Origin of the sequence: Asticcacaulis machinosus (assembly GCF_028550435.1) — a bacterium.
Lineage (GTDB): Bacteria > Pseudomonadota > Alphaproteobacteria > Caulobacterales > Caulobacteraceae > Asticcacaulis > Asticcacaulis machinosus.
Window position 1 is genome coordinate 1,151,139 of the sequence record NZ_JAQQKV010000001.1, and the last position, 18,948, is coordinate 1,170,086.

13 protein-coding genes are annotated in these 18,948 nt (G+C 55.4%); 4 read left to right on the forward strand and 9 right to left on the reverse strand.

Annotated elements, in window-relative coordinates; translation table 11 throughout:
• Positions 1–18 precede the first annotated feature (18 nt).
• From PQU98_RS05485 to PQU98_RS05495, 3 genes are all read right to left on the reverse strand, one after another.
• Positions 19–1,308 carry a PQQ-dependent sugar dehydrogenase gene (locus PQU98_RS05485; protein WP_272743888.1) on the reverse strand — a complete coding sequence of 430 codons (1,290 nt, stop codon included), beginning with the start codon at positions 1,306–1,308 and terminating at the stop codon, positions 19–21.
• Positions 1,309–1,466: 158 nt separating this feature from the next.
• Positions 1,467–2,645 carry an AGE family epimerase/isomerase gene (locus PQU98_RS05490; RefSeq protein WP_272743889.1) on the reverse strand — a complete coding sequence of 393 codons (1,179 nt, stop codon included), beginning with the start codon at positions 2,643–2,645 and terminating at the stop codon, positions 1,467–1,469.
• Positions 2,646–2,807: 162 nt separating this feature from the next.
• Positions 2,808–4,016 (reverse strand): glycoside hydrolase family 27 protein, encoded by a 1,209-nt coding sequence (locus PQU98_RS05495; protein ID WP_272743890.1) that lies wholly within the window; start codon positions 4,014–4,016, stop codon positions 2,808–2,810.
• 106 nt (positions 4,017–4,122) lie between these two features.
• On the opposite strand from PQU98_RS05495, the gene PQU98_RS05500 reads away from it, so the two are divergent.
• Complete coding sequence (locus PQU98_RS05500; protein WP_272743891.1) at positions 4,123–5,040, forward strand: ROK family protein; 918 nt, start codon at positions 4,123–4,125, stop codon at positions 5,038–5,040.
• 49 nt (positions 5,041–5,089) lie between these two features.
• Here PQU98_RS05500 and PQU98_RS05505 read toward each other — a convergent pair whose 3' ends face one another.
• The 6 genes from PQU98_RS05505 to PQU98_RS05530 all read right to left on the reverse strand — a co-directional run bounded on the left by PQU98_RS05505 (position 5,090) and on the right by PQU98_RS05530 (position 13,086).
• Positions 5,090–6,409: a glycoside hydrolase 5 family protein gene (locus PQU98_RS05505; protein WP_272743892.1), complete on the reverse strand. Its 1,320-nt coding sequence runs from the start codon at positions 6,407–6,409 to the stop codon at positions 5,090–5,092.
• Between the two features lie 273 nt (positions 6,410–6,682).
• Positions 6,683–7,108, reverse strand: coding sequence for an ester cyclase (locus PQU98_RS05510; protein WP_272743893.1), 426 nt, complete (start codon positions 7,106–7,108; stop codon positions 6,683–6,685).
• Positions 7,109–7,196: 88 nt separating this feature from the next.
• On the reverse strand, positions 7,197–8,606 hold the full coding sequence (locus PQU98_RS05515) for a tryptophan halogenase family protein (protein ID WP_438263857.1): 1,410 nt from the start codon (positions 8,604–8,606) through the stop codon (positions 7,197–7,199).
• 86 nt (positions 8,607–8,692) lie between these two features.
• Positions 8,693–10,594, reverse strand: a complete 1,902-nt coding sequence (locus PQU98_RS05520) for a sodium:solute symporter family protein (protein WP_272743895.1) — start codon at positions 10,592–10,594, stop codon at positions 8,693–8,695.
• A gap of 72 nt (positions 10,595–10,666) precedes the next feature.
• Positions 10,667–11,896 (reverse strand): AGE family epimerase/isomerase, encoded by a 1,230-nt coding sequence (locus tag PQU98_RS05525; protein WP_272743896.1) that lies wholly within the window; start codon positions 11,894–11,896, stop codon positions 10,667–10,669.
• Entirely contained in the window at positions 11,893–13,086 is a 1,194-nt protein-coding gene (locus PQU98_RS05530) for a glycoside hydrolase family 130 protein (RefSeq protein ID WP_272743897.1), read from the reverse strand. The genes PQU98_RS05525 and PQU98_RS05530 overlap by 4 nt, the downstream gene beginning before the upstream one ends.
• Before the next feature lie 419 nt (positions 13,087–13,505).
• Between PQU98_RS05530 and PQU98_RS05535 the strand changes: the two genes are divergently transcribed.
• The 3 genes from PQU98_RS05535 (at position 13,506) to PQU98_RS05545 (ending at position 18,945) form a co-directional block, all read left to right on the forward strand.
• Positions 13,506–16,493 carry a TonB-dependent receptor gene (locus PQU98_RS05535; RefSeq protein ID WP_272743898.1) on the forward strand — a complete coding sequence of 996 codons (2,988 nt, stop codon included), beginning with the start codon at positions 13,506–13,508 and terminating at the stop codon, positions 16,491–16,493.
• Positions 16,494–16,586: 93 nt separating this feature from the next.
• Positions 16,587–17,594 carry a cupin-like domain-containing protein gene (locus PQU98_RS05540; protein WP_272743899.1) on the forward strand — a complete coding sequence of 336 codons (1,008 nt, stop codon included), beginning with the start codon at positions 16,587–16,589 and terminating at the stop codon, positions 17,592–17,594.
• Positions 17,595–17,691: 97 nt separating this feature from the next.
• Positions 17,692–18,945: an ROK family transcriptional regulator gene (locus PQU98_RS05545; RefSeq protein ID WP_272743900.1), complete on the forward strand. Its 1,254-nt coding sequence runs from the start codon at positions 17,692–17,694 to the stop codon at positions 18,943–18,945.
• The last annotated feature ends 3 nt before the right edge of the window (positions 18,946–18,948 follow it).

Consider the following 18,948-nt stretch of genomic DNA (forward strand, 5'->3'; position numbering starts at 1 on the left):
ACGACTGAGATCAATCACCTACTTCGACGCTGAGTCAGCAGTTATACGATAGATAAAGCCGCCCTTGTCATCGGTGACGAGCAGGCTGCCATCCTTGGCCACTGCCAGACTGCGCGGGCGGCCATAGACCGTGTCCGTGTCGGCGGTAAAGCCTGATAGAAACAGTTCCATCGGGCCGGACGGCTTGCCGTCGGTAAACGGTATGAAGACAACATCATATCCTATTAGGCTCTGCCGGTTCCATGACCCATGACGGCCGACGAACACACCTTCACGGAAACGGGCCGGAAAGGCGGTCTTTGCGCCGAAGACAATACCGAGAGCCGAAACATGCGGGCCAACGGCATAGTCAGGTTTTATGGCCTTGGCGACCAGATCAGGACGCTGCCCCTTCAGGCGTGGGTCTTCGTTCTGGCCGTAATAGCTATAGGGCCAGCCATAGAAACCGCCCTCCTTCACACTGGTGATGTAGTCTGGCACGAGGTCATCACCCAGTTCATCACGCTCATTAACAGAGGTCCACAAGACACCGGATTTCGGTTCCAGCGCCATGCCGACCGGGTTACGTATCCCACTGGCGAAAAGGGTTTCTTTGCCCGTCTTGAGGTCAATCTTCAGGATCGAGGCGCGACGGACCTCTTCGTCCTCGCCGTACTCACCCGCGTTAGAAGCCGAACCGATCGCGACGTAGAGAACCTTGCCGTCCTTCGACAGTTGCAGATTACGGGTCCAGTGATTGTTGTACCCGCCCGGTTTGAACTCGGCGATGCGCGTTTTCTTGACCTTTTCAGAGACTTCGGTCGTTCCGAGCTTAAAAGGTATCCAGAATATGCCGTCAGTATCAGCAACATAGAGGCGCTGGTTGGTATAGACCATGCCGTAAGGTTGACGAAGGCTCGACATCAATATCGTTTTCGTTTCCGCCTTTCCGTCCCCATCCTTGTCTCTGAGCAAACGAATACGATTGGCGCCTTTGTCCTTAAAAGTCGGATCGTTTGGCTTTTTCTCGGTTGTCGCTTCGGCGACCAGTACATCGCCGTTGGGTAGCACGACGACCTGACGCGCCGATTCCAAGCCTTCGGCAAAGGGTTCAACCTTAAATCCTGAGTGGACCTTGGGCCCCTCGTTCTGCGGAAACGGTATGGTTTTAACGATTATGCGCGCGGAGGGCGTGCTATAGGGGGCCACCAGATCGGGAGATGGCCCTGTTGTGCGCGGATCGTTCAGATCGGCCTGAGCCATCGCTCCGGAAGCCAACAGCCCCGCCGCGAGCAACAATATTTTGAATGTAATTTGATTATGTTTCATACCGTTACTTCCACTCGTCCTATGGCCCTGCGCGCACGGGTCGTCTCAAGTCTCGAAATTTAATCCGACATTAGACAGATCCTGTTGGCGACGCCAGCACAGTTTGCCAGGTGTGGCAGCCGCTTATTTTAACTCTGCGATCACTGGAAGACTGAAGGCTACAAAATCGACAGACCTGCCCCATCTACTAGGTTGAGTTCATTAATCGCGCATATGATGTGATAAAGGGTCGATGCGGGGGCGGCTTCCTGTACGAAACTGCCGTCAGAATTCATTTTATCGCGGTAAAGCCCGTTGACCGGCACCTCCAAAAAGAGCTTTAGCCCTTCGACACTTTCAATGAGTTTCACGACATAACCACTCTTCTCGTCCGCCGTGGCCGCCAGAGAGCACATTGCAACATAGGCCTTGATTCGCTCCGTCTGCGCCCACAGGCGTGCCTTGTCATCCTTTACTGAAAAGTCATCCCACAACTCAAAAATAGTGGCGTTTCGAGCGTGGTCAGTTCCAAAGTCTTCAGCGATCTCCACAAGGCGCCTGGCCGGTGCGATGAATTTGTCGTCGCCGCTGATCTCAGCCCAGCGCACCAGAAGCCACGCCCATTCAAATTGATGGCCGGGCTCAATAATCCGGCCCCTCTCCCCCTCTATCGGGTTCCACTCGCCATCGAAATATTCGCGCAGACTGCCGTTGTGCGGATGAATGAACTTGTCCAGGCAGAGTTGCGATATCTCCGTTGCCATCTCCGTCCATTGGCTGTCGCCGCCGGCCCCGATCCAAGCCAATGCCGCCTCGAACAAATGCATATGTGGATTGGTTTTAAGCGGCAAGGTTCGTGGATTGGCCTCTTCAAAGCCTCGAACAGGGTGTTTGTAGGTCGCCAGAAGTTTATCACGAACGAGTATGGCCTGTGCCTCCAGACGTCTGTCATCGGGACGCACCCGATAGGCTGAGGCGTAAGCCAGTAACGCAAAGGCGTGGTCGTAAAAATCGAACTCATCCTTGACCACCTGGCCGTAAGGGGACAGCACAGCATAAACAAGACCGTCTGGCGCTGCGGCCGGGCCAGCCAGCCAGTTTAAGCCGGCATCGATCACCGTATCCACATCGCCCTGATAGCCCATAAGACGGGCCTGAGCGTAAGCATAAACCTGCCGGGCCGCGACACGAGTCCGCCGATTGAGGTCGACGGGCGTCGCGTCAAGTGCAAGGGCCTCATAAACACCCCCCTTGACCGTGTCGACACCAACATCTCGCCATATCGGCAAAGCCGCGGTGAATAGCCATTGAGTCAGATCGCGCTGAACGTCAGTCAGCCTTACAGAGAGTGAGGACATAGGTATACCAAAATATGGATGAGTGAAAGTTTGGGTGAGTGACCTGGACCTAACAGCCGTTTTGAACGATTGTCGTCAGGCCAGATGAGCCGGTTTGCGCGGGCGGCCCGATAACATAGACTTAAGGCCCACGCGACTTCGACGCGACCCCCAGCCAATGCCCTATACCCTCGGCGTGATCCGCACCATTATGACGCCGTGCGCAGCCACCGTGCCGCCGAACTGGCCTTTAACGCCTTTGGTCACCGCCTTAGACCACAGGTCTTTGACCTCGGCCCGCAAACCGGCAGGCAGATCAATCTGATCCCAGGTCACGCTGATGGTCTTGGCCTCAGCCCCGCGGTTGAATAACACCACCGCGCGGTCACCGCCTTTGAGTGGCCGGGCCCAGATTTCCAGATCGCCCTCTTTCCAGATGCGCCGTGCCTGCTGGCCGAGCGGATCCTGATCGACCGCGATGACATCTTTGTTGGTCAGGATTTTGAGCGTTTCCTCACTCATGGTCGACAGGTCATTGCCGGCGATTAAAGGGGCCGCCAGCATGGCCCACAGTGAAAAATGCGCCTCATACTCCGTTTTGGTCATGCCGCCATTGCCGACCTCGAGCATGTCAGGATCGTTCCATTGGTTCGGCCCGGAATGGCTCCATAGATTAACCTGCTTATCCAGAATATTGGTCATGCCGATCGAATAGCCCGACTTACCTTCCCAGGCATCGAAGATATCCCCGGTCGTGCGCCACATATGGCCGGGCGCTTGCGCCCACTTCGAGGGCTCATTATCGCCCCACTCGCAGATCGACAGCAGGATATCCCGCCCTGAGGCCCGTAGCGCCTTGGCCATGATCGTATAGGCGGCTTCGGCGTCCATAGTGCCCGTATAGCACCAGTCGTATTTCAGATAATCGACGCCCCATTCGGCATACTGACGGGCATCCTGAAACTCATAGCCGCGGCTGCCCGGACGCCCGCCACAGGTCAAAACCCCCGCATCGGAATAGAGCCCGAACTTCAACCCCTTGGAATGGACATAATCGGCCAGAGCCTTGATGCCCGACGGGAAGCGCTCAGGATCGGCCTGAATATTGCCGTTGGCGTCACGGCTTTTCTGCCAGCAGTCGTCGATGACAATGTATTTGTAGCCCGCATCCTTCATGCCCGACGCGGCCATGGCATCGGCCTGACGGCGCACCATCGCCTCATTAATATCGCACTTGTATTTATTCCACGAATTCCAGCCCATAGGCGGCGTCGCCGCCAGATCGGGCTTAGGCGCTTCAAGCTTTAGAGTTTCATGGGCTCTGGTTGCAATGGGCGCGCAAATTAACGAGAGCGCCAGACCTAAGGTAGTTAACCGTCCTAAAAAGTGCATATTTTCGATCCCTGGATTTAATAAACTTAATTTATTTATTTTATTTTTCTGCGTCTGTCGCTACAAGTCAAGGCAAATCAAGAATGATAAATAACTCGGAGGCATAATGTATTATATTGGTATTGATTTTGGCGGCACTAAGATCGAAGCCGCCGCGTTGACGGCGAACGGTACCTATCTGGCGCGGCGGCGCCAAACCAATCCCGGCGAGTATGACGCGGCTTTGGAGACGATACGCCAGCTTGTCGCCTCAGTGGAAGAAAAGGCCCGATCGCAGTTGCCAGCTGATCAATGGAGCGTTCCGGGCATAGGTATCGGCGCACCCGGGTCCGTTTCACCGAAAACCGGCGTGGTCCGCAACTCAAATGCCACCTGGTTGAACGGTCGCGATTTCAAAAGCGACCTCACCTCGGCCTTGGGACGGTCTGTGAAATTGTCCAATGACGCTAATTGCCTTGCGCTTTCGGAAGCCACTGACGGCGCAGGCGTCGGCTTTCGCAGCGTCGCCGCCATTATCTTGGGCACAGGTTGCGGCGGCGGACTGGTTATCCGAAACCAGCTCATTGAAGGCGCGCACGGATTGGCCGGCGAAATCGGCCATATAGGATTGCCGTTCCCGACGACTGACGAAGTGCCCGGCCCGCCCTGCTGGTGTGGCCAACGAGGCTGCGTCGAAACGTGGGTGTCCGGCACCGGTCTCGCCCGCGATTTTCGCGCGCACTCAGGGCGCACGCTGAGTTGCGAAGATATTATCCTGGAGATGAGACAAGAGGGTCCACAGGCAGTTGAAGCCTTTGATCGGTTTATCTCAAGACTTGGCCGCACCGTGGCCTCGGTCGTCAATCTTTACGATCCGGACGCTTTTGTATTTGGCGGCGGCCTGTCCAATGTACCGGAGCTCTACGATCGCCTGGCGCCCGCGGTTCGCCCTTATGTTTTCTCAGATGCCTGGGATGGTGCCCTGCTTCCCGCCAAATGGGGTGATGCCTCCGGTGTGCGCGGTGCTGCCTATTTGTGGCGATAGGCTATGCACGTGAGACAGCACGGCCACGCCGTACTGTCTCACGAAACCTTTACACGGTTTTCAAAGCGTCGGCATGTCGTCGTATGAGGGCCTGCGTTGAGGTATCGGTATTAAACACGCTGTACCAACCTTGCGGCTCGTGAGGTGGATCACCAACATAGGCCGTCTCACCTTTTTGAAGCCAGTAGTCGGCATGCTGAGCGCGCCCGGCCCCGCCCCAGGCCCAGAAATTGGAGCCCATAACCGGACTTCCAGATTTTATGGCATCTTCGACCGCCGCGTATATCATACCGTAGAATTTGTCTTTCCAGACCGTGGGGGTCCCGGGTAGAAAGGCGCCCTCATCACGTGGAAATCCGAATTCCTCAAAGACTAATGGCTTGCCGATTTTTTTAGCAATCTCAATATGATCGGCGATGTACTTAGCGACCGTCTTCTCGCCACTGTCAAAGGTTGTCGCCAGATTTTTACCATCCACCCAACCCCAGTTTTGCGGCCAGATGTGGGCGGTGAGGTAATCGACATCCTTGTGCGCATCAATGACGAACTGCTCATTGCCCACAGCCCCCATCAACCCCTCATGCCCGAGTGAAACCAAGTGGTTTGGGTCGAGCGACCGGATCAGCGCCGCCGTATCCGAAATCCATTTGAGATAGACCGGCATGTTCTGAACAGAGATCTCAACCCCGCCGCCTGCGCGAGGCTCATTGCTAAGTTGCCAGGCCATAATGGTTGGATCGTCAACATGTCGCCGGCCCGTCACCGTGTTGGTTCGTGATAACAACGTGCGGATATAATGGTGATAAAGCTGTACCGCCGTACCATTTGAATAGAATTTCGAGGTATAATCGGCGAAAGCGGGCCACGGGTGCGCGGGATCACCATTGTTGATATAGGCCCCCGTCGTGTATTCAAGATAGGCCATCATGCCCCCGGACCATTCCCAAAAATTGGTCAGGTAAAGCACCGCTTTCATATCGCGTTTGGCCATCTCCGCGAGCAGGAAATCGAGCCCTACCAAAAGATCTTCATTATAGTCTCCCGGTGTGCGGTTGCTGAATGCCGGATCCAAAGAGTTGGTTAGTGGCGAAAGCTCCGACGACGCCAGAACCCTGAGATTGGTAATCCCGAGCGCCTTCATGTCATCGAGTTCTGTCATCAGTCGAGCACGATTCCCAGTGGGTCCCGGTGATCCGAGATATGCGCCGTACCAGATGTTCGCACCCACGAATCGGTAGGTCTCCTCGGCGAGGCGAAATTGCGAGTCTGCGGTCGTAACGAAGCTTGCGGCTACTGGCGGCATAGTCGCACAGCCTGCCCCGGTCGCGATAAGCCCGGTTCCAAGTCCCAGCACATGGCGCCGGTTCATCCCGCGCCGTTCATTGTTACACTTTGTCAAAAGTCATCTCCTGTAGATTTTATAAATTAATTTAATTATTTTAATCTAATTAATAGTGCAAGCGGTGTTAAACCCTATCACATAAAATCAATGTGACTTGATGGCTTGCGGTCAGGTAACTGCCTTACTTCGTACGGTCCGTGCCCACTCAAACCTGAGACCGCACCACCGTCTGCGTAACCAAAACGCGCGGCAAATGGCCCACGCCATGACCTCCCCGGCCCCATCCTGGCGGTAACAAACTCAGATAGTTATGCCCAACGGTTGCATAAGATCAAGCACGTCAGAACTTAACCAGTACTCGACAATCTTTGCGTCCCTAATGCGCAAAAAATCAGCGCCTGCAAACTGAATGATCGTACCCGGTTCGGCCCTAGCCCCTGGAAATCCGCCAACATACTGCCCCTTGGCAACCCAACGTCCAGCGATCATATCGCGATCAAACAAGGGCTCCACCTGAACGGTGAATTGGAGCGGACGCAGGGCGGCGTGCAACATACCGACCCACGACGCCAGGCCTTCGGGCCCGGCAAACGCCTCAAGGCCGCCGCCCCCAATCGGGGACATATGCAATATGTAGTCCTCAGCGACAATCTCTGAGGCGACCTTAAGATCGCCATTCCACAGCGCGAGCCATTGTGTCCAGATGTGGGTATGAGCGTGGGTCAATGTCTTACGCCTCGGCTTCGTTGAGTGATCGCAAATCTTCCGGTATCAAGTCAGATGCCAGTTCCGTGCGCGTTTCGGTTTCGCCGCGTTACAGTGGCGGCGCCAGACATACACGGTGGGCGATATCGCTGCGCATCTGTCGCCCAATTGATAAAATTTGCGCCTCGTCATAGCGATCCGCCAGAGGATCACGCCCGTAGGCGGCAATGTCAAACCCCGCATACATGGACAGCCAGCTCGGATCCTGGAAGCTTTCCCATTCGTAGCGGACGAGATGACCCGATGCGCGAAACACCTCGATTTTGTGGCTGAGCGTATCCGGTAAGGTCATTCCTTTGAACTTTTTCCAGAAAGCTTCAGGCCGCTGTGACGCCCAATAGTGCAGGATGATAAAGTCTCTGATGCGTTCATACTCAAGGGTGCTCGATCGATTGTATTCATCTATCACCGCGGGCTTGAATCCCGTTTCCGGGAACAATCGGATGAGTTTCTCAATGCCGTTTTGCACCAATACCAGACTGGTCGACTCTAACGGCTCAAGAAAACCCGCCGACAGCCCGATGGCGATGCAGTTGCCATTCCATATGCGTTTGGCATGGCCGGTCGTAAAGCGAATATGGTTGGCGTCAGCCAGAGCCTGGCCCTCCAGCTGCGCCCTGAGCGCCCCTTCAGCCGCTTCGGCCGATAGATACTCGCTGGAATAGACATAGCCGTTTCCAACTCGGTGCTGGAGCGGAATGCGCCAGGTCCAGCCGGCCGATTGCGCACGTGCCCGAGTATAGGGCACCAGATCCTCCGATGCCTCACATGGAATGGCCACGGCGCGGTCACAGGGCAGCCAATGGGTCCAATCTTCAAAGCCCGTCCCCAATGCCTTTTGTATAACGATCGCCCGAAAACCCGAGCAGTCGATAAACAGGTCGCCCTCAAGCTTACGGCCATCCGAAAGATACAGGTGATCTACGTGACCATTGCCCCCCACCGACACAGTCTCGATAAGCGCGTCAAGGCGACTCACACCATTAGCCTCGGCTTTTTTGCGCAGGAGCTTAGCAAACAATCCTGCGTCGAAATGTATGGCCCAGTCATAGGCTTCAAACGCTACGCGCGGCTGAACCGGCGGCTTCGCAAACCGACGATTTAGCGCCATCTGAGTGCAGAGGTTATACTCCGACAGGTCAGCCTTATCGCCCAGTTGCCGTAACCTGTGCCAGATATGATGAAATCCGACATCACCCGCCGGCACACCGTACATCCCGAACGGGTGAAAAAAGCTGTGGCCCGCCGCTTTCCAGTCCGTGAACTCAATCCCAAGCTTAATCGTGCCCTTAGCTTCCTGAAGCACTTCGCCAATATCGAGATCAATGGACCTGAAATAGTCCCGTATTGCCGGAACCGTCGCTTCCCCAACCCCGACGGTTCCGATATCGGAGGATTCGACCAAGGTAATGTCGAGCGACAAATGACGAAGCTGATGAGACAGACTGGCGGCGGTCATCCACCCCGCCGTCCCGCCCCCTACAATAATGACACGCCTTACCATATCACACCCGCTTTCCAGTACGTCAGGTTCGACGGCGTAACTCATGCCTCGTCCGGTGAATCCCGCAGACGGTCCCACCAGTTAAATTTCAGGATCAGGGTACATACGGCCACGACCGCAAGCGTGATCCACATTTTCTGTGTTTCATGGATAATCATGAAGATCGCGGCTGCCGTTATGGCGGTCTGCCAGACAATACCCACCCCGACATTAGCCATGTCGCGCCCAAAGTCTTTGTTCTTTTGCAGATTGGGCTCATCGATCAGGCAGGCCTGATGCACGGGCCCCCAAAACCCCCACGGACGGGTCTTAATGTAAAAGGCCTTCAACACATCCATATCGGTCGGCTTGGTCAGGTATGAGCCAACGACGGCCGCCACCGCACATATCATAAAGACAATCGGAAAACCTGACAGTTCATCAAGGCCAAACCGCGCTTTCAGTTCGACCTTGTACGCCGCCATCAGCAGGGCCAATCCGATGCCCAGCGCCATAGAAATAGCATAGCCCGTGCCATTCAAACGCCACCAGTACCATTTGATGAAATTAGCCGTGGTGTAGCCACCATATAGTCCCACCGCGATGAACATAATCAAATCGCCGACGCGCGTCAGTTGCCAGCCGATAAACACGCCGATCACCGCGAAAGCGGCCGATGCGAGAATGGACAGGCTGACATAGGTTTTCTCCGAGGCATCCGGCTTGATATATTTGCGATAGATATCGTTGACCAGATAGGCGGGCGCGGCATTGAGTGAGGCCGAAAAACTGGACATAAACGCTGCCAGCAATCCGGCAACCACCAGCCCGATCAGACCGGTTGGCAGGAAATTCGACAGAACGAACGGCAGTATTGAATCGAAGTCAGGGGTGAACGGTTTGCCCGCTGCCACGGCGTCAGCCTGCATCTGCGTCCAGACCGGACCAATATGCACCAGCGCCAAAACCCCGAGTCCCGCAATCATCATATAACGCGGAAACAATAGCACCACATTGACAAAGCCGGAGACCTTGGCCGCCTCGACGGGCGAGCGAGCTGACAGAAGGCGCTGCATATCGTAATTCGGCGCAGGCCCGGCCATCGATTGAAACACGCCCTTGAACAGCATCAGGCCAACAATGATGCCGAACAACGAATAGCCGTCATGATCGATCTGCCATAGGGCCGAGGTCGCAATCACGGCATTTTCTGGTGCGGCGGTGGCGGCGACACCTTTCCAGTCAAGGCCAAGATTAAGTCCGACGGCTAGGCTATTCCAGCCATTAGGCACCGCGGCTTTGAGCATTTCAGGCGAGACGGCATTCATGGCTAAGACGCCAATAGCTACGCAGACGACCAACATCAGGGCAAACTGGAGCACTTCAGTGACCACGACCGAATACATGCCCCCCTTGACGACATAAAGAGTGGTCAACGCCACGATGATCAGACCATAAATACGCTCGTTTGTGACGGCATCGGCCGCAAACTCGTACGGAAAAAACCCAGCGGCAAGCTTGCCAATCCCCAGGAACGAGAAGGCGATATAACCCGCGACAGTAATGAGCGCGAAAGCGACATTGATGATGTGCGACGCACGCGCACCAGCATCTTCACCAAAGCGGAAACTGATCCATTCTGCGCCAGTCAACTTGCCGGATCGCCTCAGCCATATCGCCAGAAACACCATCAGGAAGATCTGGTTAAAGACTGGCCATAGCCAGGGAATAAAGGCGCTCTTAACACCGTAGATCACCAGAAGACCGACCATCCACATGGTGCCAGAGACGTCAAACATCCCTGACGCATTGGACAGGCCCAGCGCATACCAGGGCAGTTTGTTGCCCGCCAGAAAGTAGTTGGCCATGCTGCCCGAAGACAGCTTAGCCACCCAAAACCCCAGACCTACGGTCAGGGCGATGTAAGTCAATATAATCGCAATATCGATTGCCGCCAGCGTCATGTTTCCACCCAAGTATTTCGTTTTTTTATGCTGAACTTGCCCGATGACGTCCCGGTCGGGCCCCGTCTGTACCTATCCGGCCGCCGCCTGTCCCGCCGCCTCCGGCTTCATGCGATCAAGCCTGTGCAAGGCTTCCATCATGGCGCGGCCATTATGATAGGGACACTTCCAGGCCCCCGCCAGATAAGGGTCCCTGCGCCCGCCGCCTGCAGGATACCAGGTCCATTCACCCAAACCTTTAGGCTTATGATGGGTGGCGACAAATCGCCAGGCGGCCAGTGCGTGGCCAAGGTAGCGATCCTCTCCGGTCAGTTCAAAGGCATTGAGGAATCCAACCAGCCCTTCGGCCTGCCCCCACCACTCGCCAACCATATCTAAGGAGGAGCCATCCTTTGCCGCTTCATAGTAGATGCCCCCGTCGCGGCTGATACCGTCACAACTGACCAGTTCCGCAAGCCGTACGGCGGCGTCTTTGACCCGCAGCAGGCGCCCATCATCGCCTAAGACATCAGCAGCCTCAAACAAGAGCCAACTGGCTTCGATGTCGTGGCCAAACGAGACATGATGGCTGAGGTCCGTCCAATCCGCCTTGAAAAACAGGCGCAAATGTCCGCTCTGGTCATCAATGATGTGGCGCAGGAACATGTCAATGTTGTGAGCCAAAGCTTCAGCGGTTTCAGGGCGGGGGGCGATCTGATGCAGGCGCGTATAGGCTTCAAGCACGTGAAGATGCGTGTTCATGCTCTTGGGCGCATTCAAATCTTTATCGGACAGTCTTTGATCGTCAATGCGCTCAAAACGTGCCGACAAGGCTTCCGTATATCCGCCGAATTCCGCGTCCCGATAGTGGCGCTCAATCAAGTTAAATAAGTGGTTTGCCAGCGACAAAGCCTCTGCATCCCGCGTCAGAGCATAATATTCCGCGAAGGCATAGGCCCCAAATGCCTGTGCATAGGCCTGCTTGTGGGTCGTTTTTGGGCTGAGATCGGGGTTGAGCGCCCAGATCAGGCCACCATGCTCCTTATCCCAAAATCGGCTGCGTATAATGGCGGCCGCCTTGTGCGCCAGTCGAGTACTGGCTTGTGATTCGAACAAGCGCCCATGAGCCGAAAAATACCATAGCAGCCGGGTTGCCAGAATGATGCTGTGGTCGGCGCTCGGGTTTATTCGACCTTGCAAATCCACCTCAGCGGCAAACGATTCGCCCGGTCCATCCAGTTTTGACCACCACGCAAACAGTCGCTCCGCCTCGGCTTCGAGTTCAGCGCTCAGGATGTGCAACAAACCATCCAAAGGGGTCATTTCGCCCCCGAACGGGTGCGGTTACGCTCAATGAGTTGGACGCGCTGGGCGACACACGCCGCCGACGTCAACGGATCTTCCGGCGTGTTCAGACAATAATCGACAAGACGCTCAATCGTCGACACCGCGACATGCAACCGCGTATCTGACGAGGCGTAGTAGATAAAAACTTCCGACGATTCGTTGACAATCCAGCCATTTGAAAAGACGACATTGGAAACGTCCCCTACCCGCTCAGCCCCTTGGGGGGCAATGAAATGGCCGCCCGGCGCATGGGTTACCCGCCAAGGTTCATTCAGGTCGGTCATGAACATATAAAGCACATACCTTAGGCCCGCTGCAGTATTACGGACACCGTGCGCCAGATGCAGCCACCCTTCAGGGGTTTTGATCGGTGCCGGGCCCTGACCGTTTTTCAGTTCCTTGATAGTGTGATAGGCTTTATTATCAACGATGACTTCATGTTCGATGACGGCGCGCGTCATATCCGTAGACAGTCCCCAGCCTATACCGCCGCCAGCCCCGACCGAAATAAACCCGTCCTGCGGACGGGTGTAGAGGCCGTACTTTCCGTCGATAAATTCGGGGTGCAGTACCACATTGCGCTGCTGCCCTGACCGCGTCACCAGATCGGGCAGGCGCTCCCACGTCTTCATATCATGGGTTCGAACGATCCCGCATTGCGCCACCGCAGCCGATAAGTCATGGGGCTGGCTCATATCCTTGCGTTCGGTGCAGAACAGGCCGTAGATATAACCATCTTCGTGCAGCGTCAGACGCATATCATAGACGTTGGTGTCAGGTTCGTCGGTCTGCGGCAAAACTACCGGATAGTCCCAGAATTCAAACCCATCGACGCCGGTGGCGCTTTCAGCCACAGCAAAGAAAGATTTGCGGTCGTGACCTTCGACCCGCACCACCACGCGATAGCCGCCGTCGATATAAATCGCGCCCGCATTGAACGTCGCATTGATCCCCAAACGCTCAAGCCCGAGTGGGTTTGACTGCGGACTTAGGTCGTATCGCCAATCCACAGGGACATGATCCGGCGTGATCACCGGATTGAGGCATCGCCTGTATATGCCATTATGGTTTTCCTCAACAATATTGGGCTTAGCCAGAAGATCACGTTGCTGACCGATAAGATCATTAAAACGATCATCTGCGGCTACAGAAGGAAAAAATACCATAAGAGCGTTCCCGAATTTTTTAATTTCCGCGCACAGCATAACCGTCGCGCTTCTATTAAATAAATTTATTTAATTTAAACGTCAAGCGATGGTTGCATCCGACATATTGCATCCTGCGATCGGATTAATCGGTCTGAATAAGACCCCCTTCCCGTCAGAATGGCGGGTGAGAATGCCCGATCTCTACGGAACTTCGACGAAAGGATAAAAGGTAGAGGCTTTTTTGCCACACCCCAAATCTCAAACGGGTAACGCTATCATGCGTTTGAAATCAAAAGGATACCACTAATCCTGACCAGGATATTTGATTAAAGTAATTTGCTTAATTTAATTTGATTGTTAGATCGATTTGCGGCAAGTTGGCGCTCAGGGATTGGCCAACTCAAGGACCAGCCCATTTCAGAGAAGGAAATGTCCACATGAAGAGCACACGCAGCACACTGGCGCTGCTGTCCGCCACGTCGATTCTGGCCTTGGCCGCGGCAACGACATCGTTCGCGCAAGACGGCGCCGCCGCCCCTGCCGCAGAAGATGATACCGAAACGGTCGTCGTCACCGGCATTCGCGCGTCGCAGAAGCGCGCCGTATCTATTAAACGCGATGCCATCCAGGTCGTCGATGCCATCTCCTCAGAAGATATCGGCAAATTCCCGGACGCAACTATTTCCGATTCGCTCCAACGAATCCCTGGCGTTCAGGTCCGCCGTGAAGCCGGTGAAGCTGGCGCGATCAATATTCGCGGGCTGCCGCAAGTCGCCACCTTCCTGAACGGCGAAGCGTTTTTGGGTGCAAACTCAATTACCAACGTCCAGCCAAACTTTGGCGATATCCCTTCGCAACTGATGATGGGCGCTGAAGTCTATAAGTCAGCGACCGCCACTCAACTGGGGGCTGGCATCACCGGCACGGTAAACCTCAAGACCTGGAAGCCATTCGATTTTCAGGATGGTCTGACCGTCGCCGCTGCAGTTGAAGGCGCTTACGGCAGCATGACCGAAGAGTGGGAGCCGTCGGCTAACGGACTGATCAGCTGGCGCAACGACACATTCGGCGTCCTGCTGTCGGTCGCCAAATCCGACACGACTGCCGCCAACTCGTACAACGGCATGAACGGCAACTTCGGCTGGGCCGGTAAAGCCGGCGAAAGCTGGGCGTTCACTCAGGCCGTCTTTGACCCGGTAACCGGCCGCGTCAATAATGGGCTGGCGTTCTCCACCGGCGATCAGAACGGCGATGGCGATACCAATGACAGCTTTATTTCCTATCAGGGCTGGAAGGCCATGGATAAGGTCACCAAACGTGACCGGACCGGTGTCAATCTGGCAGCTGAATGGCGCATTGCCGACGGTGTAAAACTAAACGGTGAATATTTCTACACCGAGCAAACCCAACTGAATAACGAAGTCGGCCTCGTCGCCGAAAGCAAATGGTCGGCCTGGGGCTGGTTCACGCCGCTCAAGACTACCGACCTCGGCTACCAGGACCTGTTTTCGGTGCAGTCCGCACTCTATAATGTGCAGCGCATCTCCTCCTATACGGAAGTCGCCCGGTTTGACTCGGAGTCACAAAACCTGAGCCTGACCCTGACCTACGATAAGGGCGGCAAGCTACGCTACAAGGCCCGCTACCTCACCGCCAAGGCCGAACAAGCAAACACCAATGCCTATATTGATGCCACTCTGGCTGATCAACGTCAGTGGGGGGCAGGCTTTGGCTATTATCCCGGCAGCGCCACACCGATAGCCACCGCGCCTAACGGCTATTCGGGGCTGGTACCGATCACCGTCAACAATCCGGGTAATGGGGCCGCCATCAGCTTTTCAGGGTTTGACGCTGCGCGCTTTGGCGACCTCGATAATTATGCGATCGATGCGATTTCCTCAGAAAATAACTATGACCGCAGTGCGGACATGAATATTTTCCGCTTCGACGGCAATTACGCTTTTGCCGACGATGTGACTTTTGACTTCGGCTACCGCCGCTCTGAGCGCTCAGTTGATAATCTGGCCTACGACTATCTGTCGCCGCTCTACAAAGACCAGTCGACTGCTGGGCCGCAAAATCCGGGTGGCAATGGCTGTCTGGTCAAGTGGAAAGCCTCTGACGTCGTGCTCAATCAGTCTTCAGCCTGTACCGCAGGTGATGGCACCAACTTCTACACGGCCCTGGCACCGACCACCCTCGCCTCGCTCGGCTCCGGCGTCTATATGCCGATTTCAAGCTTCGGCGATGCGTCGGGTATCCCCAGCGGCTATGGCATCAATCCAGAAGCCCTGGAAAACCCATTCGCCTATGTCAACGGCAAGTTCCCTGGCACCGTCCGCTGGAGCAACCCGGGCGGCAGCTACGGCGTCGATCTGACCCAAAGCATGACCTACCTGCAGATGAACCTCAACGGCGAACTGGTCCTGCCGTTCAAGGCGAACTTCGGGGTGCAGATTGTTGATACGGACCTTTCGGTTCAGCAGAACCTCATCAGTCCGGTAAGTGGTCAGTATGGCGCGGCCGCGGCGGATGCTGGCGATGTCATTACCAATCGCTCGTTCACGGATGTCTTGCCGTCATTCAACGCGGTCGCCGATATCAACGACAGCATGAAAGTCCGCGTCGGCTATTCCAAGAACATGACTCTGCTGGACCTCGAGCAGTGGGGTGGTGCCAAGTCGCTCAGCTATGCCCTCGACACCAACCTCAACTTCATCGTCATCGGTGGATCTGAGAGCGGCAACCCAACTCTGGATCCATGGCGTTCAACCAATTACGATATCTCGTTTGAATGGTACAATGCTCCCGGATCAATGCTCAGTGTCGGTGCCTTCTATGTTGAGGTCGAAAGCTTCGTGGTTAGCGGCAGCCGTCAGTCCCTTGAACAGGATCAAACCGGTGGCGGATCTCGCATTGTAACCCTGTCCACTCCTAGTCAGGGTGAAGGCGGCGTACTTAAAGGTCTGGAATTCAACGCTAAGCAAGCCTTTACCTACCTGCCGGGCTTCTGGTCGAACTTCGGTATTGACGCCAACTACACCTACTCGCCGTCGACGCGTCCGGGCAAGGATCTGTCGGGTGATGACCTTGAGTTCCCAGACAACTCCAAGCACCAGACGAACCTGGCCATCTGGTATCAAAATGGTCCGCTTCAGGCCCGTATTGCCCATAACTACCGCTCACGCCGACTGGCGTCGCAGAACCTGCTGTGGGGAACGCAAGGCCTCAACCTCTATCAGGCACCAACCGAATATGTTGATGCGTCAGTGTCTTACGAGTTCACACCGGGCATGACCGCCTACCTGCAAGCCTCTAATATTACAGAGGAAAAAGAAACCTACTACATGCAGTGGGAAAACCAGCAGGCCTATCAAAACATCTATGAGCGTCGCGTCATGATTGGGTTGCGCGCTAAGTTCTAGTTCCCACCCTGTAGACAGTATTCCTTCCCTCGACTGTCTGCCTTTGGCCCTGAAGCTCTCCCGCTTCAGGGCCCTTTTTTCAATGGAGCCGACATGCGACCTGTCGACACGCTGACTTTGAAAGAGCTCGATCAGTTTCAAATTCTAATAAAAACCCGCCGCCTGCCATTCGTAATCCGCGGTTTTGCCAAGGACTGGCCAGCCGTAAACGCCGCGCGCGCGTCTGATGAGGCCTTCTGTAAGCACCTGCTAAGCTTCGATAGCGGCCAGCCGTTTGAGACGGTCATTGCACCGCCCGAGGCGAAAGGACGGTACTTCTATGACGACAAATTGACGGCGTTCAATTTCAATCGCCAGTCAGTGCCCTTGAACGTGTTCCTTGAGCACCTGCTGCACTTACGCAACGCGCCAAACCCACACACCCTGTTTATTCAATCGACCCTTGCCGATGACAGGTTCCCGGGGTTTTCAGACGTAAATATCAATACGGTTCTCCCCCATGCGGCCGGACGGCTGTGGATAGGCAACCGGACACGGGTCGCGACCCATTTTGACGTCGCCGATAATCTGGCCGTTGTCCTTGCCGGACGTCGCCAGTTCACGCTTTTCCCGCCGGATCAGGTGGCCAACCTCTATGTGGGGCCCCTCGATTTCACGCCAGCCGGGCAACCGGTCAGCCTCGCCGATCCCACGCAACCAGATTATGACACCTTTCCACGCTTTAAAAATGCCATGAACGCCGCCATGAGCTGCAAACTTGAGCCGGGAGACGCCATCTATATCCCGAGCCCCTGGTGGCATCATGTCGAGGCTATGACGGGAGTGAATACGCTCATCAACTATTGGTGGCGCGATTATCCCGCCGAATGCGGCAATCCTTTCAATTGGCTGGTCCATGGCTTGCTTAGCGTGCGCCACCTCCCACGAGCTGAGCGGGAAGCTTGGAGATCGCTGATATCTCACTACATTTTTGAGGATAACGGCGATCCGGCGGCCCATATTCCGCAGGCGTCGCGATCGGCGCTAAAACCGATGGATAATGACTTGGCTGAGCGATTACGAGCATGGCTTATAACAACCCTTGACGCCGCGAAGCCCTGACGCGGGCGCCCTTTGCCCTTGCACATTCGGCGCGAATGCGCCTTACATGACCACAACACCCTGATTGAACGCGCTCTAGCAAGATATGGGACTGGATTTGTCGTTGTTTTTCCTCGATTCATTGCAAAATTTTGACGACGCTTCAACCGACGGGAGTGAGTCGACTGAGAAATATGGGGGCACGAATATTGCGCGCGCTGCCGATCGCAACCTCTGGCTGACATTGCAGGCCATCCGTGCCCATGGTCTAATCACCCGTGTCGAATTGGCGCGCATGATGGGCCTGACGGGGCCGGCTATTTCCAACATCACCAATCAGCTGATACGCACCAAGCTGGTGAAAAAGGCGGGTCGGATCGAAGGGATGCGCGGCCAACCGGCGCAAAAACTGTGTATCAACCCCGATGGGGCATTTTCCCTCGGCCTCAATATTGACCGCGACCATTTGACGTTCGTCGTACTCGACTTCAGTGGCAACGTCCGTTTCCGGATAAGTGAAGAGATCGCGTTCTCCTTACCTGAAGACGTCCTTGCCTTCCTCAAGACGCAAATAGACCACATCACCAAGAAACGCATTGTTGATGTCAAACGCATCATCGGATTAGGCATAGGTATGCCCGACGACCTGGGTGAAGTTAGACTGCCGGGCCAGCCTGACAGCTATCACCTGTGGTCCGAGACCGATATTCAGCGCCTTCTTTCCGAAACCTTTCACCTGCCGGTCTACATTGAAAACGATGCGGCCGCGGCCTCGATCGGTGAAATGCACTTTGGCAAAGGCCTGAAGCTCAATAGCTTTTTCTACCTGTTGTTCTCGTCGGGCCTGGGGGGCGGCCTGGTCATCAATCAGCGATATCATCGCGGTGCCCACGGACGCAGTGGCGAACTCAGCTTCCTTCCGCTTATACATCCAACGGATCCCACGCGCACAGATCTTGGCAAGACCGTTGGCGACGCGTTCGTCTTTTCTGACCTGCGGGCGCAGTTTCGAAACGCCGGATACGACGTTGAACATCCTGACGACATCAAGCCTTACCTCTTGTCGGAAAGCGACATTATCGATGCGTGGATAGATAATGGTGTTGATTTCCTGACCCTGCCTCTGCTGGCCATGATTTATAGCGTCGATCCGGAGATGATTTTGATCGGTGGCAGATTGCCGCCGGCCTTGATCGATCGCTTGTGTGAAAAATTGGGCGATCGCCTCCGAGTCTTTGGCAGCCGGCTGACCTTGCCCCCGATCCTTCAGGCCGATCTGGCCGAAGATGCGCCAGCACTGGGGGCCGCAGCGCTCGCTTTCAACGACCGCTTTATCGCTCACGTCAGAAATGCCATGCGCGTTGAAGCGTAATGG